Source organism: Paenibacillus sp. 7541, assembly GCF_002276395.1.
Classification (GTDB): domain Bacteria; phylum Bacillota; class Bacilli; order Paenibacillales; family Paenibacillaceae; genus Paenibacillus_AQ; species Paenibacillus_AQ campinasensis.
The window spans coordinates 332,178-356,323 of the sequence record NZ_NQLZ01000001.1; the positions used below are offsets into that span (position 1 = coordinate 332,178).

The 24,146-nt window shown below is 53.1% G+C and carries 23 protein-coding genes and 1 other annotated feature; of the genes, 4 read left to right on the forward strand and 19 right to left on the reverse strand.

Going from position 1 to position 24,146, the window contains the following annotated elements:
* Positions 1–124: 124 nt before the first annotated feature.
* From CHH75_RS01445 to CHH75_RS01455, 3 genes are all read right to left on the reverse strand, one after another.
* Positions 125–1,003: an alpha/beta hydrolase gene (locus CHH75_RS01445; RefSeq protein ID WP_095397263.1), complete on the reverse strand. Its 879-nt coding sequence runs from the start codon at positions 1,001–1,003 to the stop codon at positions 125–127.
* A gap of 167 nt (positions 1,004–1,170) precedes the next feature.
* Positions 1,171–1,770 carry a TetR/AcrR family transcriptional regulator gene (locus tag CHH75_RS01450; protein ID WP_095265253.1) on the reverse strand — a complete coding sequence of 200 codons (600 nt, stop codon included), beginning with the start codon at positions 1,768–1,770 and terminating at the stop codon, positions 1,171–1,173.
* 191 nt (positions 1,771–1,961) lie between these two features.
* Complete coding sequence (locus CHH75_RS01455; protein ID WP_095397264.1) at positions 1,962–3,020, reverse strand: NADH:flavin oxidoreductase; 1,059 nt, start codon at positions 3,018–3,020, stop codon at positions 1,962–1,964.
* Between the two features lie 204 nt (positions 3,021–3,224).
* On the opposite strand from CHH75_RS01455, the gene CHH75_RS01460 reads away from it, so the two are divergent.
* The gene (locus CHH75_RS01460; RefSeq protein ID WP_095265255.1) at positions 3,225–3,836 is read left to right on the forward strand and encodes a TetR/AcrR family transcriptional regulator; all 612 of its coding nucleotides are present in this window, start codon (positions 3,225–3,227) and stop codon (positions 3,834–3,836) included.
* 336 nt (positions 3,837–4,172) lie between these two features.
* Here the strand turns inward: CHH75_RS01460 and CHH75_RS01465 are convergent, their stop codons facing one another.
* From CHH75_RS01465 to CHH75_RS01485, 5 genes are all read right to left on the reverse strand, one after another.
* Positions 4,173–5,294 carry an NAD(P)/FAD-dependent oxidoreductase gene (locus CHH75_RS01465; RefSeq protein ID WP_095265256.1) on the reverse strand — a complete coding sequence of 374 codons (1,122 nt, stop codon included), beginning with the start codon at positions 5,292–5,294 and terminating at the stop codon, positions 4,173–4,175.
* Between the two features lie 59 nt (positions 5,295–5,353).
* Entirely contained in the window at positions 5,354–5,881 is a 528-nt protein-coding gene (locus CHH75_RS01470) for a DinB family protein (protein WP_095397265.1), read from the reverse strand.
* Positions 5,882–5,936: 55 nt separating this feature from the next.
* The gene (locus CHH75_RS01475) at positions 5,937–6,725 is read right to left on the reverse strand and encodes a PP2C family serine/threonine-protein phosphatase (protein WP_095265258.1); all 789 of its coding nucleotides are present in this window, start codon (positions 6,723–6,725) and stop codon (positions 5,937–5,939) included.
* On the reverse strand, positions 6,712–7,164 hold the full coding sequence (locus tag CHH75_RS01480) for an HIT family protein (RefSeq protein WP_244908159.1): 453 nt from the start codon (positions 7,162–7,164) through the stop codon (positions 6,712–6,714). Before CHH75_RS01480 ends, CHH75_RS01475 begins: the two co-directional genes overlap by 14 nt.
* A 60-nt stretch (positions 7,165–7,224) precedes the next feature.
* Positions 7,225–7,454 (reverse strand) — a binding site (T-box leader).
* Positions 7,455–7,533: 79 nt separating this feature from the next.
* Entirely contained in the window at positions 7,534–8,997 is a 1,464-nt protein-coding gene (locus CHH75_RS01485; protein WP_095265260.1) for a SulP family inorganic anion transporter, read from the reverse strand.
* 172 nt (positions 8,998–9,169) lie between these two features.
* Here CHH75_RS01485 and CHH75_RS01490 point away from each other — a divergent pair, with 172 nt between their 5' ends.
* Together CHH75_RS01490 and CHH75_RS01495 are read left to right on the forward strand one after the other, a co-directional pair.
* Positions 9,170–9,724, forward strand: a complete 555-nt coding sequence (locus tag CHH75_RS01490) for a recombinase family protein (RefSeq protein WP_095265261.1) — start codon at positions 9,170–9,172, stop codon at positions 9,722–9,724.
* A 138-nt stretch (positions 9,725–9,862) separates the two neighbouring features.
* Positions 9,863–10,957: a glycerol dehydrogenase gene (locus CHH75_RS01495; RefSeq protein ID WP_095265262.1), complete on the forward strand. Its 1,095-nt coding sequence runs from the start codon at positions 9,863–9,865 to the stop codon at positions 10,955–10,957.
* A gap of 55 nt (positions 10,958–11,012) precedes the next feature.
* On the opposite strand, the gene CHH75_RS01500 is transcribed toward CHH75_RS01495, so the two are convergent.
* The 6 genes from CHH75_RS01500 to zwf all read right to left on the reverse strand — a co-directional run bounded on the left by CHH75_RS01500 (position 11,013) and on the right by zwf (position 17,779).
* Complete coding sequence (locus CHH75_RS01500) at positions 11,013–11,864, reverse strand: GNAT family N-acetyltransferase (RefSeq protein ID WP_176475423.1); 852 nt, start codon at positions 11,862–11,864, stop codon at positions 11,013–11,015.
* An 83-nt stretch (positions 11,865–11,947) separates the two neighbouring features.
* On the reverse strand, positions 11,948–12,814 hold the full coding sequence (gene erm, locus CHH75_RS01505; protein ID WP_095397267.1) for a 23S ribosomal RNA methyltransferase Erm: 867 nt from the start codon (positions 12,812–12,814) through the stop codon (positions 11,948–11,950).
* Between the two features lie 297 nt (positions 12,815–13,111).
* Positions 13,112–13,156, reverse strand: a complete 45-nt coding sequence (locus tag CHH75_RS25495; RefSeq protein WP_141235798.1) for an erythromycin resistance leader peptide — start codon at positions 13,154–13,156, stop codon at positions 13,112–13,114.
* Positions 13,157–13,297: 141 nt separating this feature from the next.
* Positions 13,298–14,710 (reverse strand): NADP-dependent phosphogluconate dehydrogenase, encoded by a 1,413-nt coding sequence (gene gndA / locus CHH75_RS01510; protein WP_095265265.1) that lies wholly within the window; start codon positions 14,708–14,710, stop codon positions 13,298–13,300.
* Between the two features lie 76 nt (positions 14,711–14,786).
* Positions 14,787–16,133 (reverse strand): glucose-6-phosphate isomerase, encoded by a 1,347-nt coding sequence (locus CHH75_RS01515; protein ID WP_095265266.1) that lies wholly within the window; start codon positions 16,131–16,133, stop codon positions 14,787–14,789.
* Between the two features lie 146 nt (positions 16,134–16,279).
* Positions 16,280–17,779, reverse strand: a complete 1,500-nt coding sequence (zwf, locus tag CHH75_RS01520) for a glucose-6-phosphate dehydrogenase (protein WP_095397268.1) — start codon at positions 17,777–17,779, stop codon at positions 16,280–16,282.
* 185 nt (positions 17,780–17,964) lie between these two features.
* Between zwf and CHH75_RS01525 the strand changes: the two genes are divergently transcribed.
* Entirely contained in the window at positions 17,965–18,849 is an 885-nt protein-coding gene (locus CHH75_RS01525) for a LysR family transcriptional regulator (RefSeq protein ID WP_095265268.1), read from the forward strand.
* 118 nt (positions 18,850–18,967) lie between these two features.
* Here CHH75_RS01525 and CHH75_RS01530 read toward each other — a convergent pair whose 3' ends face one another.
* From CHH75_RS01530 to CHH75_RS01550, 5 genes are all read right to left on the reverse strand, one after another.
* Positions 18,968–19,843, reverse strand: a complete 876-nt coding sequence (locus CHH75_RS01530; protein WP_095397269.1) for a sugar phosphate isomerase/epimerase family protein — start codon at positions 19,841–19,843, stop codon at positions 18,968–18,970.
* 398 nt (positions 19,844–20,241) lie between these two features.
* The gene (locus tag CHH75_RS01535) at positions 20,242–21,099 is read right to left on the reverse strand and encodes an SDR family oxidoreductase (RefSeq protein WP_095265270.1); all 858 of its coding nucleotides are present in this window, start codon (positions 21,097–21,099) and stop codon (positions 20,242–20,244) included.
* 247 nt (positions 21,100–21,346) lie between these two features.
* A complete protein-coding gene (locus tag CHH75_RS01540; RefSeq protein ID WP_095265271.1) occupies positions 21,347–21,796 on the reverse strand; it encodes an Rrf2 family transcriptional regulator in 450 nt (149 codons plus the stop codon).
* A 183-nt stretch (positions 21,797–21,979) separates the two neighbouring features.
* Positions 21,980–22,762, reverse strand: a complete 783-nt coding sequence (locus CHH75_RS01545; protein WP_095265272.1) for an SDR family NAD(P)-dependent oxidoreductase — start codon at positions 22,760–22,762, stop codon at positions 21,980–21,982.
* 198 nt (positions 22,763–22,960) lie between these two features.
* Positions 22,961–23,935, reverse strand: a complete 975-nt coding sequence (locus CHH75_RS01550; protein ID WP_095265273.1) for an L-lactate dehydrogenase — start codon at positions 23,933–23,935, stop codon at positions 22,961–22,963.
* Positions 23,936–24,146 lie beyond the last annotated feature (211 nt).

Here is a 24,146-nt window from a genome sequence, read left to right on the forward strand (position 1 = left end):
CGACCGGCATCATAAAGAGCTTGTCATTTCCGGGATACTCATAAATGTCGGTTAATTCACCAAACCTGTTTCCCAGGAAATGGATGCTAAATAGGCATTTGGGCAGCAAGCGCTCGGGCTTCCATTACACATACTTTTGATAAAAAGACAGCACGTTCTTCCAGAACCTGGAGTCCTTCTCCGAACTTCGATGCCCGTCCGTGTCAACATACAGACACTCGACATCCTCACGTCTGTTCTTCAAACCACGCATCAGATAATCCAGTTCCTCCGAAGGAATATACCGATCCTTTCTTGAATGCACCAGCAGCACGGGAGACTTTCTATGCTCAAGTGCGGCAGGCAGGCTAAGTTCTTCTCTCAACTCCGTCGAAGAGATCCCCGCCCTCATAAACATCATCCGGGTTAGCAGAGGTCCGAGCGGAGCATATGGCATCTTGTATTCACGTAACAAGGCTTCCATGATCGTCCGAAAACGGGCAGGCATCGAATCAGTGACCAGTGCCTTGATGCCAATCTTGTCCCGACTCGCAAGCAGACTCCCCATGCCCCCGAAGGAGTGACCAAGCAGACCAATCCGCCCAGGAGCTACATCTTCTCGGCGCTGAGCATACCGGACTGCGGCCTTCACGTCATCCCGGAAACTTTTGATGGTGGGGGCCTTGATCCCCTCGCTGTCCCCATGACCTCTGGCATCAAACAACAGCAGCGAATACCCGGCTTGATGAAGCGGATCCACATAACTCATGACTCGGCTTTTCGCCGACGCCCAGCCGTGTACGACGATGATGAGCGGTTTGGGCTCATCGTCGCTGGCCTTGGCTGGAATATACCAGCCATGAACAACCGCATCCCCACTCTGAAATGACACTTCCTCATAATACTGAGCGGGCTTCTGCACGTTGATCACCCTTTTGGGTGTCTGCCCCTTAACGGCCAGTTTCCACAAGACGCTGACAAACACCAACAGTGCGATCCCTATCCCTATGACTATGTAAATCATCCTGCTTCCCCTCCATACTATTGTACTTTTCCGAACAGGTTAACGGGATTGCTCATGAACCAAGCGACCGCGGATCGCATTGCAGCAACCCATGTGATACAGCACGTCACTTCGAGATGAAAGAACCCGAATAAAGGACCAATCGGTCTTTTTTTGAAGAAAAAAAATTAGTCGGACGATTTCTGCAAACTATGAATATAGGAGGACAGGTGCTCCAGGGCCTGCTGCATATAGCGGCTGTCTCGGTACAGCTTGCTCATCATGACCGCACCCTCCATCGCAGACGTAATGAATATCGCCGCTGATTCAGGGTGAATCGACGCTTTAAGTTCTCCTTTACGCATCCCGCGGTTTATGATCATCTGTATAAACTTCAAGAACTGATCCATCGCATCTGCTGCTTTCTCACGGAGTACAGGATGAGCATCGTCGCTTTCCACAGCCGTATTCAGCAGCGGACAGCCTCCTTTAAGCGGAGGATTCTCAATGACATTCTCATAGATCGACACCACCGAAATCAGCTGCTCGGCCGCCGACGATTTCCCCCTGATCGCTTCATAATAACGTCTGCTCAGTACGCCAATGGCATAGTCGAACGCTTCAAGCGCCAATTCGTCCTTGCTCTCAAAATGGTTGTAAATCCCGCCCTTGCGCAGCCCTGTCACCCGCATAATATCCGACATCGAGGAACCGAAATACCCTTGCTGGTTAAACAGCTCGGCTGCCTGCTGCACAATAAACTCCCGGGTCTTCTCGCCTTTACGCATGCACGCTTCCTCCTGTATGTATGTTCACCGCATCCAAAAAAGAAACCGATCGGTCTCAAACGAAGTTTAGCACAAGAACCACCTGGGGGCAAGCGCTGCTATCCACTTCTGTTTCCGAACAAAAAGAGCATGCTTGGCAGAGAAAGAATCTGCCGAACATGCTCCATCATTTTCATATGGCTACATCACGCTTAATAGAGCACCTTCGCTGCCTCCGGTGTAAATGGTGTCATCTCGCTCCAGCGGCCATCGCGAAGCTTCGCGGCCCAGGCCGGATCCACCAGCAGCGCCCTGCCTACCGCCACCAGATCGAACTCCTGCCGATCCAGCTTTGAGATCAGCTTGTCAATGCTCGTGGACTCCGCTTCCGCTCCTTTCCCTTCAGAGAAATAGCTCGTCACTTCGCTGTCCAATCCGATAGAGCCGACGGTAATGGTCGGTTTGCCAGTTAGCTGCTTGACCCAGCCGGCGAGGTTGAGCTCAGAACCGTCAAACTCCGGCTGCCAGAAACGGCGGGTCGAGCAGTGAAAGATATCGACACCTGCTTCAACCAGCGGTGCAAGAAATTGCCCCAGCTGTTCCGGCGTCTCAGCCAGCTTGGCTGAATAATCGCTGCCCTTCCATTGCGATATGCGCAGCACAATCGGGTAATCCGGGCCTACCGCCTGTCGGCAAGCTTCGATCACTTCAACTGCGAAGCGTGTCCGAGCCACGATATCACCACCATAGCGGTCTGTGCGCTGGTTCGTCTTCTCCCAGAAGAATTGATCGATCAAATACCCGTGCGCACCGTGAAGCTCAATCCCGTCAAATCCTATGCGCTTCGCATCCGCGGCCGCCTGGGCAAATGCCTCAACGATATCGCGAATCTCCGCTTCAGTCAGCTCGTTCACGCTCCGGTCCGGGTTCAGTCCCATGTGCCACAGCTGTGGAATCACCTTGCCGCCTGCCTCATGGACCTCAGACACAACCTTTGACCAGCCCGCCAGCGCCTGCTCGCCATAGAAATGAGGGACAGCCACACCCGGCTGTTGATGGGCTTCAGGATGATTAACAATGGTCCCCTCCGTCACGATAAGGCCTACGCCATTCTCCGCCCGCCGCCGGTAATATGCCGCTACATCCGGACCGGGAATGCCGCCGGGAGAAAATCCGCGCGTCATGGGTGCCATCACAATGCGGCTTGGAAGTTTCATATTGCCTATCGTCACAGGTTGAAACAGGGCCTGTACAGATTGAGAAGTATTCATTTCATCAAGACCTCCAGTTCAGCTTTTGTTGTACCTTGGGTACGTCTATGATGATAAAAGCTAGGCGTACCTGATTCAACCAACAATATGCCCATTCTTTTGCTTAAACAACAGAATCGGCATATTGTATCTAATATACACTTGTTAGGAAAACAACAGTTGTGTATTATATAACCAATCATAGCTTCCAGGTAAGGGGTGTTCATGCAAGTGTCGGATTTCCAATCCTCCAAGCGCACGGATCCGCGCGTCGTCCGGACCCGCCAGTTCATTCAGGACGCGTTTACGGAACTGTTAAGACATAAGGACTTTCATCAGATTACAATTAGCGATATCACGAGCAAAGCCACAATCAATCGCGCTACGTTCTATGCGCATTATCAGGACAAATATGAGCTGCTTGACGCATTGTGGGCGGATGGGTTCACTTCGTTTCTGTTACAACGCATCCGGCCTGACGCTCCATTGACGGAGGAAACCATCCGGCAGCTGATACATGCGCTTTGCGATTATCATCAGACTTTGAACAACAAATGCATGAAAAACTACACTTCCGTCGCCCCTGTGGTCGAAAAAAATATCAAGCAGCAGCTGGAGAGCTTTATAACGCAGCTAGTGACCCATGGCGCGAATGGCCAAGACCCCGCCCTGTTGAAATCGGCGGCGACTTCGATGAGCTGGTCCATCTATGGCGTCACGTATCAATGGAACCTCGACGGCAGAACCGAATCTCCGGAACAGTTGGCAGCGCGAATATTGCCCATTATGATGAACGGTGTCTCGGCCTTGAATTCGAATCCGCAACCGGTCTGCTGAAGCTCAAGCTCGATAAATATGACTTCTCATCAAGGTGAGGCGTTATTCGTGGAAGGCATCGTTCGGATGACACAGTAAGACCTGCACTTTCAATCGCTATAGTGCAGGTCTTCTTCAAGTGATATTATTCAGTGTAATCCGTATCCATCTCCGAATGAATATTTAACGAAGTACTGGCCATCGATACACCGTCCACGCCTAGTGCTTGAATCAGGATATGGTCATGGTACAATGACACTAAAATCCCCCTATCACACTATCTTAAAATCAAAAAATATTATAATAGTATTTTATTGGATTTATGTCCTTGAATATCCATCTGGTTCTATAGTGGATTTAATCCAGCGCCTGCCCGATGTCATAATCATTTATATCCAGATCTACAGGCAGCCCAAGCGCCAGCTTGGCCAGCTGATATCCCAAATACGGCCCAGCCGTTAATCCCGAAGAACCGAGTCCGTTGGCCGTAAAGAGTCCTTCCCAGCCCGGAATCGATCCAATGACCGGCAGAAATCCGGGCGTGAACGGACGAAAGCCTACCCGCATTTCCAGGAACGTGCTGTCCGCAAGGTCCGGCGCAAGGGACAGCCCTTTGTTCAGCACCTCCTGCATCCCCCCAGCCGTCACCCTTGGATCATAGCCGTCTACGTCATTCTCATGCGTCGTCCCGATGACGATCCTCTGATGATCAAAGGCCAGCAAATACTGATCGGAAGGCGGCATCACCACTGGCCAGGCGGCTGTAGCCTGATGTCCTTCAAGCTTCACATGCATAATTTGAGCCTTCTGATAGCTGACGTTGAAGCGGATGCCGAGCGGCTCCAGCAGCTGTCTCGCCCAGGCTCCGGCACAGACGACGATACGGTCAGCAGCGATATATCCTCCATGGACAGAAGCCCCCGTGACACGATTCGAATCATATTCCAGCACGGCGTCCCCTTGGATCAGAACAGCTCCCTTTCGCTGGGCAGATCGGATCAAGGCATCCCGCAGGGCACGGCCGTCCACTCTCGCGGCTCCGCTAATATGTACAGCCTGATACCCTTCTCCAAGCAGAGGGAACAACGCCTTGGTCTGATGCTCGTCCAGCCGGGTGATCTCGCCCATTTCGGGCGCATCGGCCATTCGGTCCTGCGCCCGCTCTTCGATTCTCGTGATTTTCTCCTCGTCGTGATGAATGCTGAGCGCCCCGACCTGGGCATAACCGGTCTCCATCTCCCCCTCGCGTTCCAGCTCCGCAATCAATTCCGGGTAGAAGCGCGCACCCGCCTTCACAAGCCGATACCAAGCTTTATTCCGCCGCTGGGATATCCAGGGACAGATAATTCCCGCTGCCGCATCCGTAGCCTGACCGGCATCCTGACGATCCATAATCGTAACTTCTGCTCCCATTTTGGCTAACTGGTAAGCGGTCGAAGCCCCCAGTATTCCTGCCCCGATCACAATCACTTTCTTCATCGTTACACCCTTTCACACTGACACTCGTACTTGACGCCTATTATATCATTTCGCCCACTTTAACGATGGGGTTGCAATACGCTCAAGAAGGCGATCCAGGGGCCGACATCCTCCCGGTACCTTCCAGCCATCACACGAACGATTTGACTCAGATGTGTCATATCATGAACGACCCAGGTAGCGATTAGCTCGCTTGCCTTCACCGAGCCGAATGCAGGATGCATCCCTGTGCATTCAAGCTGGCTCTCATGCTGAACCAGCTGCTGCAGCTTGAGAATATTGTCTCCTCTAAGCTTCTTAAACTCGCTTAACCTGTCAGACAGCGGTGCTGCGGCGTGATTCAAATGGGCGAAACGGTCGAATTCAGGGAATGGCTTACCTTCACCGCCGGACAGAATCATATCTAGCCGCGGGATCCAGTTGCTTTTCTCCCCTTCGATCAGATGATCCAGTACTTGCGAGGCATTCCATGTGCCCTCCCCCTCATTGCACGTCAGCCATGCGTCCGACAGGCCTGTGAATAGAGTTTCCAGCACCTTGGGCGTCCGTTCAAGCACCTCTATCGCTTCCTCCATACTAAAATTCATCTGGAACACTCCTCCTCTCCTTGCTTTATATTTCATCTCAATCGGAGCCTCTTCGTCAACTCGATGGCAGCGCCGCCGGATACGCGTTGTGAACCGACCAGCGTATGAAGGTCGTGCTGTCTACCGTTCTATGGCGAACCAGCCTGGCTAAGAATTCATCGCCCGACATCTGTCCCCTGCCCAGGTCAGGCATCGCACTCACACAGCCTTCTGCTTCCAAATAACCGTCCGTCATCACCATGATCCCGCTCCGTCCGGTTCGGAGCTGCCTCCGTCCAAGCGAGTAGCTCGGGACCGCCTGCTCGAATGTGTTCACCTGCCCGATCCATTCATAGAAATTTCGCTGATTCATCGAGTTCTGCCCCCAGGACTCCAGTTCATCATGGAAGAGGAACAGCTGGCAATCTCCTACGGAGAACCACCACAGCATATTTTCGATACGCAGACAGATCAGACAAGAGGCTTCGCCTTGCACAGCTCGGCATTTCACTAAGAAACCATCCGATTGAAAGATATCCAGCACCCATCGCTCGATCCTGTCTACCGCCTTTCTCAGCGGCTGACGGAGTATGTCGCGGACGGAGCTTTCGTGATGCTGAAGCGTCTCCAGAATCAATACCGCGCTTTGACAGGAGCTGTGCGCGTCCACAATCACGGCGAACTCCCAGGCCTCAGCCTCATCCAGCCACAGCAGGAATCCGTCCTCATTTTTACAGGCACCGCCCTCCGTGCATCCGCCATAACGGCCAACCGTCACATGCCGGATTCGCTTGCTGCTGGGTTGATCGAGATAGGCCTGCTGATCCCCGGTCCATAAGCAGCTCACGGACTCAACCCGCTTCATGATGAAGGACCTCCTTCAGCCTGACGCACAAGGTTTCAACCTCATTCGCGGTTCCATAAGCGGCCTCATAGCCCCGGATGCTCGTGGGATGCCAGTATTCCTCCGGCGTGCCGGGATAACGAGGAATGAGATGAACATGGAAATGCGGAAAGGCATCCCCCTGCACAAAGGAATACACATGCTCTGCCCCTTCCGTTTCTTTAAGCGCCTTGCCGATCCGGTTCAGCACCGATCCAACCGCGCTCGCCTCGTCCTCTGTCATATCGCCATAGCCGGCAACATGCCGCTTCAGATCGACCATCACATATCCCACGTAGACCGCTGAACCGCTTGAGCCGATATGACCGACATAGACATAGTCATCCTCATAGATACATCCGCCAGCAACATGAATCTCTCCCCGATGTTTACGACAAATAAAACAATCCGCTGTTTCCATGCCCATCACTCCATTTCCTCACCAATGGATTAACACAACAACAAAAAAACCTACCGCCTGCAAAGAGGCGATAGGTTACCCGATCGCGGTACCACTCTTCTTGGATGCATGGCGAGCCGCAATGCTCCATCTTCTGGCCCGGTTAACGGCGGGGAACCGGCAAGACCTACTGCATCGCTTCAGTCTTGACACTCACGGGCGAGCTTCAGGCGCCTACAGACTGTCTCACACCACACGACAGCTCGCTGGGCAATAGGCGGTTCCTTACTGTTCCCGGTCTTTGTGTTTCGAATTTTGTTAATAGCATAGAAGCAACCTCGGTTCGTGTCAAGTGCAACTTCAACTCAGTAACTTCATCTCAGCATCCGATTAATGCGCGCTCGCTTTGGCACTCGCCCCTTGAGTTACCGCCAGCCTGTCCACCATGCTTTGACTTGACGTGTCCAGACCGGTAACGGTCACGCGATTGCCGTTCTCATGATATTTCTCGATCACCTTATCCAGAGCCCCCACAGCGGAATCATCCCAGATATGAGCCGCCGAGAAATCAATGACAATGGCCGCCGAGCGCAGCGAATAATCGAAGGCGTCAACAAAGCTGTTGCTCGAAGCAAAAAACAACTGTCCTTTTACCGTAAATACCGCCTCATCGCCATTCATGCGCTTGCGAACCTCCAGCTTGGACATTTTCGCTACAAAGAAAATAGCGCTGAGGATGACACCGGCAATAACACCTTTGGACAGATCATGAGTAGCCACCACGATAATCACTGTCGCCAGCATGACGAGAGCATCCGATTTAGGCGCTTTCCTCAAATAGTTGAACGAAGACCAATCGAACGTGCCGATGCAGACCATGATCATAATACCGGCAAGCACAGGCATCGGGATGAGCACAACCCAATCTCCGAGCACCAGAATGAGAAACATGAGGAACGCCCCGGCAACCAAAGTGGATAGACGGGTCCGTCCCCCCGACTTGATATTGATGACTGACTGCCCGATCATGGCACAGCCTGCCATGCCGCCAAAAAATCCGTTCACGATATTCGCGATGCCTTGCCCTCTGGCTTCACGGTTTTTGTCACTGCCTGTCTTGGTCATATCATCGACAATGGATGACGTAAGCAGCGACTCCAGCAGGCCGACAATGGCAAGCGCGAAGGAATATGGAAAAATAATGCGCAGCGTTTCCCAATTGAGTGGAACATCCGGAATCAGGAACATAGGCAGCGATTGCTGGATATTGCCCAGGTCACCCACCGTGCGCAGCCCGAGGTCCGACGAGATCGCGACGGCTGACAGCACCACAATGGCGATCAACGGCGCCGGGACGGCCTTGAAGAATCGGGGCACAATATACACAATCGCCAGTGTGATGCCAACAAATACATAAGTCATGCCCGAAATACCCCATACGTGCGGGATTTGCGCCATAAAGATCAAGATCGCCAGCGCATTTACAAATCCGATCATCACCGCTCGCGGAATAAACTTCATCAGCCTAGCCACCTTCAACACGCCAAAGATCAACTGAATGATTCCCGTCAAAATCGTAGCCGCCAGCAAGTATTGGAGCCCGTGCTCTTTGACCAGCGGGAGCATTAACAAGGCCATAGCACCTGTTGCTGCTGATATCATCCCGGGGCGGCCGCCCACAAACGAAATAATGACCGCGATACAGAAGGAGGCGTACAATCCAACCATGGGGTCCACACCCGCAATAATCGAGAAGGCAATCGCTTCCGGGATCAATGCCAATGCCACCACAATACCGGACAGCACGTCCCCTCTGACATTGGAAAACCAATTTCTCTTGATAGTCTCTATCACTTCTCTTCCACACCTCATATTGATCTATTATTTGACTTTGAACCCTTGCTCTCATCCGCCCTGTTCGAGAATCAACAGCAACAGTGTACCACCATTTGATCCGAAATGGAACCTTTTTGAGACCATCAATTATGGTATGATGTTGTAAATACAATCCCCTAGGAGATACGCGATGCTGATTGGATATATGAGACCTTATCACGATGATTGGGAATGCCTCGATCAGAAGGCAGCCCTGGAGCAGCTACCTTGTGAGCAGATCCTTCGAGAAGAGCATTCCTCGGCGAAGCGGCGTTCGGAGCTCAACCAGCTTCTGACGCAGCTAGCGCCAGGAGATAAGATTGTGGTTTATAAACTGTTCGCCATTGCCGATTCTACCCGGCATCTGGCAGAGCTGCTTGAAGCTATCCATGAGAAAGAGGCTTTCCTGCTGTCCCTATCGGAGCAGATCGACACCAGCCTGCCTGAGGGCTATCCTTTTCATCACATCATCAAGCATCTGGTGGAATTTCAAAGTGATGTCATTAGCGAGAAAACAAAAAGAGGACTATATGAAGCAAAGCAAAAAGGAAACACGCCCGGCAGACCCCGCAAACCGGATGAGAATGTAAAGCGGGCGATTCTGATGTATCAGAGCAAACGCTATACGTTGGCTCAGATTAAAGAGGAAACCGGCATCAGCAAATCAACGCTCTACCGTTACCTCGAAAGCGAAGGCACCTATTAGACAGACAGGTGTACAACGACCCTTTCTTTCAAGTCGGTCCGGTTTATAACAACCTGTAACTGTTTATAGTCTGTATAATCCGCCATCGCTTTGGCGAGATTATCCATAGAAACTGACACGGTTCAGGAGGTTATATCGATGGCTAACATTGTTTTTATTTCGCCAAGCAAATATATTCAAGGTCAGGGTGCCTTGCGGGAGATTGGGCAGCATATCAAGGACATGGGCCGCAAACCGCTGATTCTCGCTGACGAAGTGGTTTGGGGTATTACGGAGGATGCCATTACTCAAAGCTTGGGAGCGGAAAATATGGCGTACCACTTCGTCCTGTTTAAAGGCGAAGCTTCCGTTAACGAAGTGCGCCGGATTGCAGAGGAAGGCCAGTCACAGTCCGTCGATTACGTCATTGGAGTCGGCGGCGGCAAGACGCTGGATACGGCAAAAGCCGTGGCAGATGAGTTGAAGTCGAAAGTGGTGATTGTCCCTACAACTGCATCGACGGATGCGCCCACAAGCGCCCTCTCCGTTATTTACAGCGATGAAGGCGTGTTTGAGTCCTATCGCTTCTATAACCGGAATCCCGATCTGGTGCTTGTCGATACCGCGATTGTTGCCAAAGCCCCTGCCCGCCTGTTCGCTTCCGGCATCGCTGATGCCATGGCGACATGGATTGAAGTGCGAGCTACGCTGAAAAGCGGAGGGAACGCCATGTCCGGCGGCAAGCCGAGCATCGCTGCCCAGGCCATTGCTAGAGCATGCGAGGAAACGCTGTTTCAATACGGGATTCCCGCCTATAAAGCAGTACAGCAAGGGCTGGTTACCCGTCATGTGGAGGCCGTTGTGGAGGCGAATACGCTGCTGTCCGGCCTCGGATTTGAGAGCGGCGGTCTAGCCGCGGCACATGCCATCCACAACGGCATGACGGTGCTCTCCGGTGACATCCACCACCTCACCCACGGCGAGAAAGTGGCATACGGAACCTTGGTTCAGCTCGTCCTGGAGCTGCATCCGGAACAGGAGATCCTGAAATACATCCGCTTTTTCCGGGAGCTTGGCCTACCGACAACATTGGAGGAGCTCCACCTGAAGGAAGCGACCGATGAGGACTTGCTGAAGGTCGGTGCCGCCGCCACCAGCACCAATGAAACGATGGGCAATCTGTCCCCAGAGATTACAGCCGAGCAAGTAGCCAACGCAATATTAGCCGTTGACGTATTAAGCCAGCAACAGTAGCCCATGTCAACCAGCCCGCCGGAGATTCCGGCGGGCTGGTTGCTGTGTTCGCTTATTATTTTACATGATACAAATACAGCACATGCTCCTCCTCAAACCCTGCGGCCTGATACAATCCAATGGCACGCTCATTCCCCAGTTCTACACAGATGGAAATCTCGGCTGTATTCAGCTCCATAAACAAATGATTCAAGCCGGCATGCAACAACGATTTTCCGATACCTTGAGCTCGAAATGAATCCGACACCGCAATATACTCGACACTGCCTTCTTGATGCTCCGGGTTCCCTTCGACATAACAATACCCGCCAAGCTTGTCGTCTTTCCTATAGATGAACAGCTTGTTATTCTCGTTTAATCGACTTATAATCTCCGCCCCGCTATAATACGTATTCGGGAACACCGCGTCGTGCAGCTGTACAAAATCCCTCATGTATTCGGTCGTGAACGCCGACACCGAGCCATCGGAAGGATATGGGCGATCCGGCCTCGATCGCTTTAAGATCATATGCGCATTCCGCTTCTCTGCACCCAGTGATGCCATAAGCTTCTGCGCGTTCTTGTTCTCCCGGTTATAGAATCCGTGAAAAGCTTTAACATTGCCTGCCAGCTTGCGAACCCCTTCTTCCCATAAGCGGGGTGCCACCCGCAGATATGCTTCTTCCTCTCCATCCACATACGGACCCCAGATTTCAGCGACATTACTTTCATCATCCGCATTGAGTCCCAAAACGCCAATGATATCATCGTTCTCGTAAGCCACCGTTATGAGCTGATCCGCGTTCCCGTCTTGAACGAACTCTTCCCGGATCGACGCTTCAATCTCATCCTTCTGGGTTCCGACATAGCCAACATGATGTTTGGCTTCAACGTTCAATCTCGATATAAACCGAGCGATCTTCTCCATATCAAGTGCTGTTCTCCGCTCCATCTTCATCCCCCATTTCTTGATCATTATAGCCTGTCCGGGACAAAAATCCAAAATTAGGGTTATTGATATTGTTCAAGCTGCTTCTTGGACAAACGCGGCCAGTATGGACGCGGCACATGCCGGGTCATCGTATGAAATACAACCCCCCACTGCTGGACCGTCAGCGAGCCGATCGATTGATCGCCTCGTATATCCGAGCTTCGCTTGAGATGCTTGATCTGAATCGGTGTGAAAATGCCGCGCAGCACGTCATCCGCCGGCGCCGTCGCCACCTTCAGTGCATACTCGGCCAGCCCGATGAAGGCCATCCGATCCTGATTGCCGATAATCGGCTTCGGTCTGCGGGTGATCTTCACCATAGCGGATTCCACCTTCGGCGGCGGGGAGAAGCACTCCCTTGAAATCTCCTTGATCAATCGGAGGTCGAACCACATTTTCCACACGAGCACATACGCATTTTTCACATAAGGTGATGTAAATCGTTTGGCCGCGCCTTTCTCCATCACAATTACGCCGCGTTGAAATCCGCTCGTCGGCCGATTGAGCAGCAGCTTCATGATCGGGGTTGTAATTGCGTATGGAATGTTGGCAACAACATGAAATTTCCCCTTGGGCAGGCGCAAATTGAGAATGTTCTGATGTATGATGACGGTGTTGCCATACGCCGCTGTTTTGCGCTTCAGCGTGTCAATCAGTTTCTCATCATACTCCACGGCCAGCACTTTGCCAGCCCGCTCACTCAGTAGCGTTGTCAACGCCCCGGCTCCCGCCCCGAGTTCCAGCACCGTATCCTCGCTGCCAATTTGTGCCCGGTCCACAATCTCCCGGATCAGGCCAGGCTTATGCAGGAAATGCTGTCCCGAGAAATTGGGAGGCTCGCCTCTGCTCAGTTTAGTCCCGCTATACTTATGCTTTCTTCTGGTCATTGTCATCTCTTCCTCTCGAATGAAAATAAAAAAAATCACAGGCCAATTGCCTGTGATTTCAGCAGAGTAAAGGGAAGCAGACCGATCCTTATTTAATTGGACTGACGCCAAGCGCAGCAGAAGCCAGTATCGCACAGCGAACAGACTCCGCACGTTGCCGCGCAGAGGAAATGTAGACATAAATAAAGAAAGGCAGAACGATCCGCCTTTCTAATCCGAGTGAAGATTATTAAAAAAGGACAGACTGATCCCGTTACTCTGTTTACACCAAACAACAGAGCCCTTGAACGTATTTAATTAACGGTTCAAGGCTGGGAAACGCAGTCTCATCGAATGTGTCATTTTTTAATAATCCTCCAATATTCGTTAAGTTCATATTACATCCCGTATTATAGTGGCTGGATATGAGCAAGTCAATGATACAGCCCGGCAAACCTTGCCATACAAGGTTCCCGGGCTGTATAGGGTAACACTGCTGTTCGATTATTCAGCAGACCACTGATGATGGAAGCTGCCTTCCTTGTCCACCCGCTCAAAGGTGTGAGCGCCGAAATAGTCACGCTGTGCTTGCAGCAAATTAGCTGGCAGACGCTCCGAGCGATAGCTGTCATAGTAAGCCAGTGCCGAGGCAAAGGCCGGAACCGGAATTCCTCTTGTGACCGCAATGGAAACCACCTGTCTCCACGCCGATTGATAGTTCTCCACGATCTGTTTGAAATAGTCGTCCAGGAGCAGGTTTTTCAATTCTGGATTGCGGTCATAGGCATCCTTGATGTTCTGCAGGAAGCGCGCCCGGATAATGCATCCCCCGCGGAAGATCATCGCGATCGCACCGTAATTCAGGTTCCAGTTGTAAGCTTCGGAAGCAGCTTTCATCTGGGCAAAACCTTGTGCGTAAGAGGCGATTTTGCTTGCGTACAGCGCTTTGCGCACAGCCTCGATGAATTCCGCCCGATCGCCGTCATAGCTGCCGGCCGACGGACCATTGAGCAGCTTGCTTGCCGCCACCCGCTCCTCCTTCATCGCAGAGATGAAGCGTGCGAATACCGATTCCGTAATAATGGACAGCGGAACGCCAAGGTCCAGCGCGCTCTGGCTTGTCCATTTCCCGGTTCCTTTCTGCCCGGCTGTGTCAAGGATGACATCAACCATCGGTTTGCCCGTCTCCGGATCGATTTTGGAGAAAATATCCGCCGTAATCTCGATCAAATAGCTGTCCAGCTCCCCGCGATTCCACTCGGAGAAGATATCATGGAGCTCGCTTGTGCTTAACCCGAGCACATCCTTCAGCATATGATAAGCTTCCCCGATCAGCTGCATGTCCCCATACTCGATCCCGTTATGGACCATCTTCACGTAATGGCCTGCCCCGTCCTCGCCGATATAGGTCGAACAAGGATCACCGTTCACTTTGGCAGAGATCGCAGTCAGGATAGGCTCCACCAGCTCATAGGCATCCTTCTGCCCGCCCGGCATGATAGCCGGCCCGCGCAGCGCACCCTCCTCGCCGCCGGACACACCTGCGCCGATGAAGCGGAATCCTTTCTCCTGAAGCTCCTTGTTTCTCCGCTGGGTATCCAGGAAGAAGGCGTTGCCGCCGTCAATCAGAATATCGCCCGGATCCAAGTAAGGAATCAGCTGATTGATGGTGTCATCGGTTGGTTTGCCCGCTTTTACCATGATCAGGATTTTGCGAGGCGTCTCAAGCGACTGTACAAACTCCTCCAGGCTGAATGCGCCAACGAAGTTTCTGCCTTCTGCCTCGGCCAGCAGCTCTTTTGTTTTCTCAGACGAACGGTTGAATACGGCAACCGAGAAGCCTTTACTTTCGATGTTAAATGCCAGGTTCTTGCCCATGACGGCCAGGCCGATCACGCCAATTTGTTGCTTCTTCATCAGATAACCTCCTGTGAAGCGGTTCCCCCGCTGTTGAATCTATCCTCATTCATTGCTCGCTTTGAATTATCGCGAATTACACGTTCTGTGCAGACAGCCGCTTCAGCAGCTCCGCTTTCTGCGCTTCATATCCCGGTTTGCCAAGCAGCGCAAACATGTTGGCTTTGTAGGCCTCAACCCCCGGCTGATCGAACGGGTTCACGCCGAGCAAGAGACCGCTCATGCCGCATGCCTTCTCGAAGAAATACACCATCTCGCCGTAGGTATATTCGCTCAGCTGATCCAGCTCGACGATCAGGTTCGGTACGCCCCCGTCCACATGCGCCAGACGTGTGCCTTGCGCCGCGCTTTTGTTCACGTCGTCCATCGACTTGCCTGCCAGGAAGTTCAAGCCGTCCAGATTGTCCTTGTCTTCCTGAATGATCCATTCCACGCGCGGCTTCTTCACCGCCAGCACGGTCTCGATCAGATCGCGCCGCCCTTCCTGGACGTATTGGCCCATGGAGTGCAGATCGGTTGTAAAATCAACCGAGGCCGGATACAGCCCTTTCTGATCCTTGCCCTCGCTTTCGCCGAACAGCTGCTTCCACCATTCCGCTACATAATGCAGGGAAGGCTCGAAGTTGGCCAGCAGCTCGATCGTTTTGCCCTTGCGGTACAGTGCGTTTCGAACCGCCGCATACTGATAGCTTTCATTGACGGCCAGATCGTCATTACTGTACCGGTCTGCCGCAGCTGCAGCACCGGCCATCATCTGATCGATATCCAGTCCGGCAACGGCAATCGGCAGCAGGCCTACGGCAGTCAGCACGGAATATCGGCCGCCGACATCATCAGGGATGACGAAGGTTTCATAGCCCTCTTCATCCGCCAGCTTCTTGAGTGCGCCTTTCGAACGGTCTGTCGTGGCAAAGATCCGCTCCTTCGCCCCTTCCTTCCCGTACTTCTTCTCCATATAATCGCGGAATATCCGGAAAGCAATCGCAGGCTCGGTTGTCGTGCCGGATTTGGAAATGACGTTCACCGAAATATCCTTGCCCTCGAGCAGCTCCAGCAAATGAGCCACATAGGTTGAGCTGATATTTTGACCGGCATAATACACCTCGGTCGTTCCGCTCATTTGATTGTGAAACGTATGGGACAGCGCCTCAATCGCCGATCTCGCACCTAAGTATGAGCCCCCGATGCCAATCACAACCAAGGCGTCCGAGTGGCTGCGGATGCGCTGTGCCGCATCCTTAATTCTTGCAAACTCCTCGCGGTCATACTGATGCGGAAGTTCGATCCAGCCCAAATAGTCCGAGCCCGGACCTTTTTTCTCGTGGAGCATCCGGTGACCTGTCTTCACAAATTCCCCGAAATAGTCCACCTCATGCTGCTTCAGAAATGAAAGCGCACTGCTGTAATCAAATGAGATTGCCATCGATGATTCTCTCCCTTCAAGCCAGTAGGTTGGCTTATCCTTCATGAATTTCTATATCAATCGCCGGTTCAATATGATCTCCCTGTCGGTCTCGTCTACCATCTCCACAAGAAGATCCGGTATTTCACCAGGTTAAAGCAAACGCATCAGCGGCTCGGGTGAAGAACCCGCGACTCATCCGCGGCTGTCTCTTTCGCATCGAACCACCAGTGGTAACCGTCATTCGCAACCAGCGCGTCCGATTCGGCAGGGCCGTAAGAGCCGGCCGCATACGTCCGCAGCGGCACATCATTCCGTTCAAAGGCTTGCAGCACTGGCTCTACCCATTGCCAGGCCAGCTCCACCTCTTCCCAATGGGCGAAGAAGGTCGGCTTGCCAAGCAGTGCGTCATGCAGCAGATTTTCATACGCCTCCGGCAGCTCCTGCCCGCTGGCGTGAACGTCCAGCTGAACCGGCGACAGCTGCTCGTGATGTCGCGCCTGGTCCGGACTGAACTGCAGGCTGATTCCTTCCTGCGGGCTCATCTCGATGACGAGCAGGCGAGGCGCCGGCTTCCCGCTTCCGGCATCTGCAGCGTGGGGCTTGAACTCAACCACGATGCGGGTCGATTTCTCTTTCAATCTTTTCCCTGTCCGGATATAGAAAGGAACGCCGCTCCAGTAGTCATCCTCCATCAGCAGCTTCGCCGCAATAAAGGTGTCGTTAAGCGATTCGGCAGCGATATTCGGCTCCGATGTATAGCCCTGCACAGGCTTGCCCTGAATGCTGCCAGCTGTATATTGTCCGCGAATGACGCGCTCGCCGACTTGCTGCAGCTCCAGCGGAACGAGGGACTTCATCAAGGCACGCTTCATGAGCGGCACCTCTTCCGGTGTGACCTTCTTCGGCAGAATGGCCACCATCATGAGCAGCTGCAGCATATGATTCTGGAACATGTCCCTGACCGCGCCCGAATGATCATAGTAACCGGCCCGATCCTCGACGCCGACGATTTCATTGGCGGTAATTTGCACATTGGCAATTTCCCGCTCGGACCACATCGCTTGCAGCTCCGGATGCTGCTGGTGCAGGTCCACCAGCTTCTGCACGGTCGGCTTGCCAAGATAATGATCGATCCGGAAAATCTCGTGCTCCTCAAACGCTTCGCTCAGCTGCTGATTCAGTTCACGCGCCGATGCCAGATCATGCCCGAACGGCTTCTCGATGAGCAGCCGCTTCCAGCCCGCGGCCGAGCCCAGGCCGCTTCCTTTGATATTGGCGGCAATCGGTGCAAAAAACTCTGGCCCAACCGACAGATAGAACATCCGGTTCGGGGTCAATGACAGCCCGTTCTCCCGCTTCTCTATGCGCTCCAGCAGACGCTCGTAATCCTCCTGGCGGCCGATGTCCAGCGTCTGATATTGAAACATGTTCAGGAAGCTTTTCAGCAATACCGGGTCCTTGACCTTACGCCGGGAGAAATCGGCGATCGATTGCTCCACATTCGATTTGAAAATATCATCGGTCCACTCCCGTCTCCCCAATCCAATTACGTGAAAGTAGGGCGGCAGCTTCTGTTCGATATACAGATTATATAGCGCAGGGTAAATTTTACGTTTTGCCAAATCCCCTGTCGCTCCAAATAATACAAAGGTTACAGGCTCCATGGTTCTCTCCCTCCGACTTCTGACCATTATGTCTATTCGATGAGCCGCCTGGTTCGCGGCCTAATAAATCCAAAGACAGACCTAAGCCTACGAAAAATTCGCAAGCACTAGATTCTTCATCTTTGTTCAACTATAATACAGATCATATCTATACAGGTAATTAATATATTTCGGGGGAGATATAGATGGAGTCTATGATAAACCACGAATTGTATAAAGTTTTCTACTTGGCGGCCAAAACTGGAAGCTTGACCCAGGCGGCCAAAGCGCTGTACATTACGCAGCCGAGTGTCAGCCACGCCATCAAGCAGCTTGAGGACAGCTTTGGCATCACGCTGTTTTACCGGAATTCCAAAGGGGTTGCCCTAACGCAGGAAGGTGCGATTCTGTACTCCTATATCGAGCAGTCCAACATTCTGATTTCCCTTGCGGAGAAAAAAATGGCCGAGCTGAAAAACCTGGAAGCCGGGGAGCTGAAAATCGGGGGAAGTGATTCGCTGTTCAAGCACTATCTGCTTCCGTACCTTGAGAAATACCACAAGCAGTATCCTTTCATCGGACTTTCCCTGATCCACGGGACGACGCCTGAGGTAATCACCTATCTGAAGGAGGGAAGGATTGATCTGGGGGTCGTGCGCCTGCCGATTGTCGATCCCCAGCTTGAAGTGAAGGAAGGCATAGAGCTGCAGGATTGCTTTGTGGCGGGGGCCCATTTTGCCGAGCTGAAAGGGAAGGTGCTCACACTCGAGCAGCTTATGGAGTATCCGATCATTTTATTTTCACGCAACAGCCGCGCACGGATGGCCATTACGGAATTATTCCATGACTACGGTTATGACATCAAGCCCGAGATTGAAGTGGGCAGTGTTGACCTGTTGATTGAATTTGCCAAAAAAGGTCTTGGCATCTCCTATGTCACCCGAGAGTTTCTCTCTAAAGAGCTCGACGAAGGAACGCTGTTCGAAATTCAATTGGATGTGCATCTGCCGCCTTCCCGAGTCGGCGTGATGACGATGCGCAATGTGCCGCTGTCCAGCGCTGCCAAAACCTTTGTCGAATATATCCGCTAACCGCAGCGGATCAGCCAGCCCTATATGAGCCTGCGAGGCAGCCATATAGGGCTGAATTCGTTCTTCAGGCATCATCATAGCATCTTTATAGCATCATAGCCTGGCAGCAGCTGAACGGCTACAGCACATGCCTGCCTAGCTGCTGGTAGCAGCTCCGCAGATGATGAAGCCGGGCCACCGAAGGCTGGAGGTCATCGGCACGGCGCAATTCCAGCACCCAATGCCCGTTGTATCGGTTGGCCATCAGCCAAGCGGTCATCGCTTCCAGCGGCACCGTGCCTGCCCCAAGTCCCAAGTGCTCATCAGATTGTCCGGCATTGTCGCTGAGATGGAGCGCAACGAGCCGCGGCGTGGCTTGCTGCAGCATCAGCAGACAGCGCCCTTCCCCCGTCATATGAGCATGACCGGCATCAAAAACAATGCCGACGCGCGGGGAGTCCAGTGTATCGACGATGTCCCGAAGAAATGACATCTCCACCCCGTACAGTCCCGGATAAGGCGGAGCATTCTCCAGAGCTATGACGATGTCCGACTCTGCGGTCATCTCCAGAATCCGGGCCAGAAAATGGCTGACGCGGCGTTTGGCCTCATGAAGCTGCTCTGCCGCTGCTCCGGAAGCCCCTCGGGCATGGGCCGGAGACCAGCCACCCGATCCGCGCCCGGGATGGAGGACGATAAAGCTGGAATTCAGCAGCTCAGCTACCCGGATGGTGTTCAGCACAACGAGCTCCGAGCGCTTGCGCTCTTCCGGGTCCTCGGCCGCAGGGTTGCAGCCGGTAAACGGCGCATGAACGCTGAAGCGGATGCCGCGCTCCCGGCCCATTTGCTCCAGTTCGGCAATTCGCTCCTCCGGCCAGGCAAGCACCTCCTCATGTCCGCCTTCGCACATGATTTCGATCTGCTTCCAGCCGGCTGCCGATAGAATGCTAACCGTTTCGATAAGAGGAGTATCAATATATGCATATGTGGATACGGAATAATGATCACGGTCCATGGTTAAGTCTCTCCTTAAGCTAAGATGTCATGTCTGTCTGCCCGTGAAACCGGCAGGGTCGCTGGTGCTGAGGGGTGATGATATCTCGATAAGCGAAGCTGGCAAAAGAACTTTTCTCCATTGTAACAGCAGCATTTGTTCTTTACGTCAGAGCCGGGTAAACACTCTGTAAAATATTTCCCGAAAATAACAGCTTTGGCACCTAAAGCGGTACAAAACATACGTATCCTTCAATCTATCGACATCCATCCCTTCCCCATGACGGCGAGCCCTTCCAGCGTCATCCCTCCTTTCCTTGGGAATAAAAAAAACAGCCTCCCGCTGTGGAAGGCCGTTCCCGTTCTTTTGTTCTTCTGTTCTACTATTCTTCTGTTATACTTCTCTTCTGATTCAGTCCATTAGCGGTTGATCAGTTGTTCGAGCGCGGTATGGAGCGGCGTTGCAGGGCGACCGAGAACCTTCTCGAAATCCTGACTTTCCACCGCAAGCTCCCCGTCGCGAATCCCCTGCTGAATGCCGACCAGCATCGGAATGATGAACTCCGGCACGCCTGCGCCTTTCATGATGTCTGCGTAGGCAGCATCGTCGACTTGCTGAACCTTCACTTCCTTGCCAAGCACAGCTCCAACTGCCGCAGCCAGCTCTTCCTGAGACAGCAGCTTCCCGGACAGCTCATAAATCATGTTCTCATGGCCGCTTCCTGTCAGCACGGCTGCAGCGGCATCCGCATAATCTTGACGCAAGGCCCAGCCAACCCTACCCTCTCCCGCCGATGTGACCCAAGGCGCGCCCGCCTGCACGGCTTGAATGGTGGACAGCTCGTTCTCCAAATACCAGTTGTTGCGAAGGATCGTATATGGAATTCCGGTGTCAAGAATGGCTTTCTCCGCTGCCTGATGCGGCGGCGCAAGCTGCAAATGGCTGTTCGCTGCATTGGCCAGACTCGTGTAGGCAATAAAGCCCACCTTCGCTCGGGCTGCGGCCTCCACGGCATTCTTATGTTGACGGATACGTGTCTCATTGTCTCCGTCCGCCGAGATGATGAGCAGGCGGTCAACCCCTGCAAAAGCCTGGTCAAGCGAGCTCGGATCGTCAAAATCCGCCTGCCGGACATCCACCCCGCGGGCGCGAAGTCCTTCGGCCTTCGCCGGATTGCGCACACTGACCGCCACCTGCTCAGCAGGTACGGATGTTAACAGCGCCTCCACCACTTTGGAACCGAGCTGTCCTGTTGCTCCCGTTACTAAATATTTCATCCTATTCTCCTCCATTCGGTATAGTTGTACCCACTTTTGTTATAACAATTCCTGTTACAACGAGTGTATAAGAAAGCTTCAGCTTCGCTGAAAACTTATCTCCCGTTCATCATCTGGCCGCCAGAAATCAACAAGCAGCACTGTTCCCGGTACAGTCAATAGCGGATCTGCCCTCCTGATACGTTGGTCAAATCTCGAGGGAGTCTGCCACAGGTGAACAGGTTCCTTTAACCCGCTTCCTCGTCCTCTACTGATCATGAAAAGATTGAATCAACCGTTCAAGTGTGGTCTGCGCCAGCCTCTGCTCCATCGCCACTTGAGCGGCCAGCAGTTCCGTCTGGAGCGACTGTTCAATATTTCGTCCGACGGGACAATCGATGTTCGAATCTTCATGAATCCGGAACAGCTGCTTCTCCTCCGCAGCATGAACGGCACGGTATACATCCAGCAGCGTAATCTCCTCCGGTCTCTTGAGCAGGGACGCGCCGCCCACTCCCGGTCGAACGTCCACCAGCCCTGCCTTCTTCAGCATGCCGATAATTCTCCGGATAATGACAGGATTCGTATTGACGCTTCCGGCTATGTAATCTCCGGTGCAGTCATTAGCAGGACTGACCGCAATTAAGCTCAAGGTATGGACCGCTATGGAAAAACGCGTACTGATCTGCTTCAATGTCATCACCACCGTTGTAACCATTCTAGTTCTAACCTATGGCGTATGTCAAGTGCCGAGCATCTGTGTAAACACATCTCCGCACATTCCCGCAAGTGACAACAAGAGCCCGCAGCTATCCGTAGCAGGACTGCTGCAAGCTCTTGGTCGCTCTAACCGTTTTCGCAGCTGCAGATGGTTCAGACATTTCCTTGAGCTGAAGCTGTGTTACAGCGCTGGCGCTGAACCGCCATCAATGTGGATCGAAGTTCCCGTCACATAAGAGGCCGCATCCGAAGCCATAAAGACGATCACCCGCGCGGCCTCCTCTGTGTCGCCAATGCGCCCCAGCGGGATATTGTGGCGCGGGTCACGCGCATACGCCTCCCAGCTGAGATGAGGGGCCTCCCGCTTCCACCGCTCCTCCAGCTGACCGCTGCGAATCGTGCCGATGCACACGGTGTTAACCCGAATCCCGTCCGAAGCCAGATCGCGGCTCATCGCCTTGGTCAGCGCCTGTCCGGCGGCCCGGCTGACACTGCTCGGCATCGAAGATGCCGGCGGTGTTTTCGCCCATGAAGTGGTGATGTTGATGATCGAACCGCCGCCTGCCTGGCGCAGATGCGGAAGGGCAGCGCGGGACACCCGGATGGCCGCCAGCAGCTTGAGGTCCAGGTCCGACATCCACTGCTCATCGCTGATATGTTCAAACGGCCCTGCAGCCGCTGTCCCGGCGTTGTTTACAACGATATCCAGCTGGCCATAACGCTCCGCCGTCTCGGCCACCATCCTCTCACAATCCTCCGGCTTCGTCACATCCGCCACAATCGTCAGCACAGTGCTGCCGGTAGACTGCTGGATATGCAGCGCCGCCGTTCTGAGCTGCTCTTCATTCCGGGCGCTAATCGCAACCTTGGCCCCTTCTGCCGCGAATGTCACCGCGGTTTCAAGCCCGATGCCTTTGCTCCCGCCGGTAATCAGCACCGTTTTCCCTGCAAGCCCCAGATCCATTTCATCCGCTCCCTTCACATTTGGATAATTGAACTACTTTAACTTTACCCATATTCCTCGATATCGCCAACCGGCATGGCTCTTTTCGTGCCTCGGCAGGCCGATCGTCTGGAGTGTGAGCGAAAGCGGCGATCTGACGCTTTACGGCCAGACTATATTTCTCAGCTTCAGTGATGAATCAGCAGCTGTCACAGGACATCACGCCATAGACTTTCCTTCATTTCGAGTACGCAGCCCGTTCATTGCATTCCGCAGAATATTGCAGGAATGGTTGAATTTCTCCAGCTCCTCCTCGCTCAGATTCAGCTCGATGACCTCTTCAATGCCGACATCCCCAATGATTGCCGGTACGCCGGTGCACACTTCGCGCTGGCCATATTCACCCTCCAGCACGGCAGATACCGCGATAATCCGGTGCTCGTCATTTAATATAGAACGAACGATGTAAGCCAGTGCATTGCCGATGCCAAATTGCGTGTTGCCTTTGCGCGTAAAGATCTCCCATCCGGCATCCTTCGTCTTGCGCGCAATTTCATCCAGATTCACGTCACGGAAACGCTCCTTATGCTGATCAAGAATGTGCAGCAGCGGCTTGCCGCCAATCGTGACATGCGACCAGGCTACAAACTGGGAGTCGCCATGCTCCCCCATCGCATATCCGTTGACGCTGCGGGGATCAATCGAGAACACCTCGGACAGCAGCGTTTTCAGCCTGGCGGAATCAATGGACGTGCCGGTTCCGATCACCCGGCTGCGCGGGAAGCCCGACACTTCTTGCACAATATGGGTAACAATATCGACCGGATTGGCGGCAACCACAAATACACCGTTGAATCCGCCCGCCACCACTTTGCTCACGAGATCTCGCGTAATTTGATCCGCTTCCTCCAGCACATCGAGTCGCGTCTGTCCCGGCTTCGGATTGGCTCCGGCCGTCAGGACAACGACATCCACATCGCGGCAGTCCTCCAGCCGCCCGGCGTACACCTTGGTGCGCGTTGAAGTAAAATCCATACAATGTGACAGATCCAGCGCCTGGGCTACTGCGCGGTCATACGTCCGGTCCACCATCATAATCTCATCACATACCGATTGATTGATCATCGAATACGCGCAGGCCGCGCCGACGAGTCCGGAGCCTACAATTGTCACCTTTCTTGACTTGATTGCCATTATACATCTCCTCCATCTACCCTATCCCAATATATATGTTATAAATTATAACAGCAAATGATGATTACGTGACGATAATTAACATTTATTTCACACATTCATCTTAGGGAAGTTTAGGAAATGAACATTTCATTTCATATCATAGCATTTCATAACGGTCCTGATTCCTCGGATAGCATCTCTTTCAGAGCGACACAAAAACTGCCGGGCA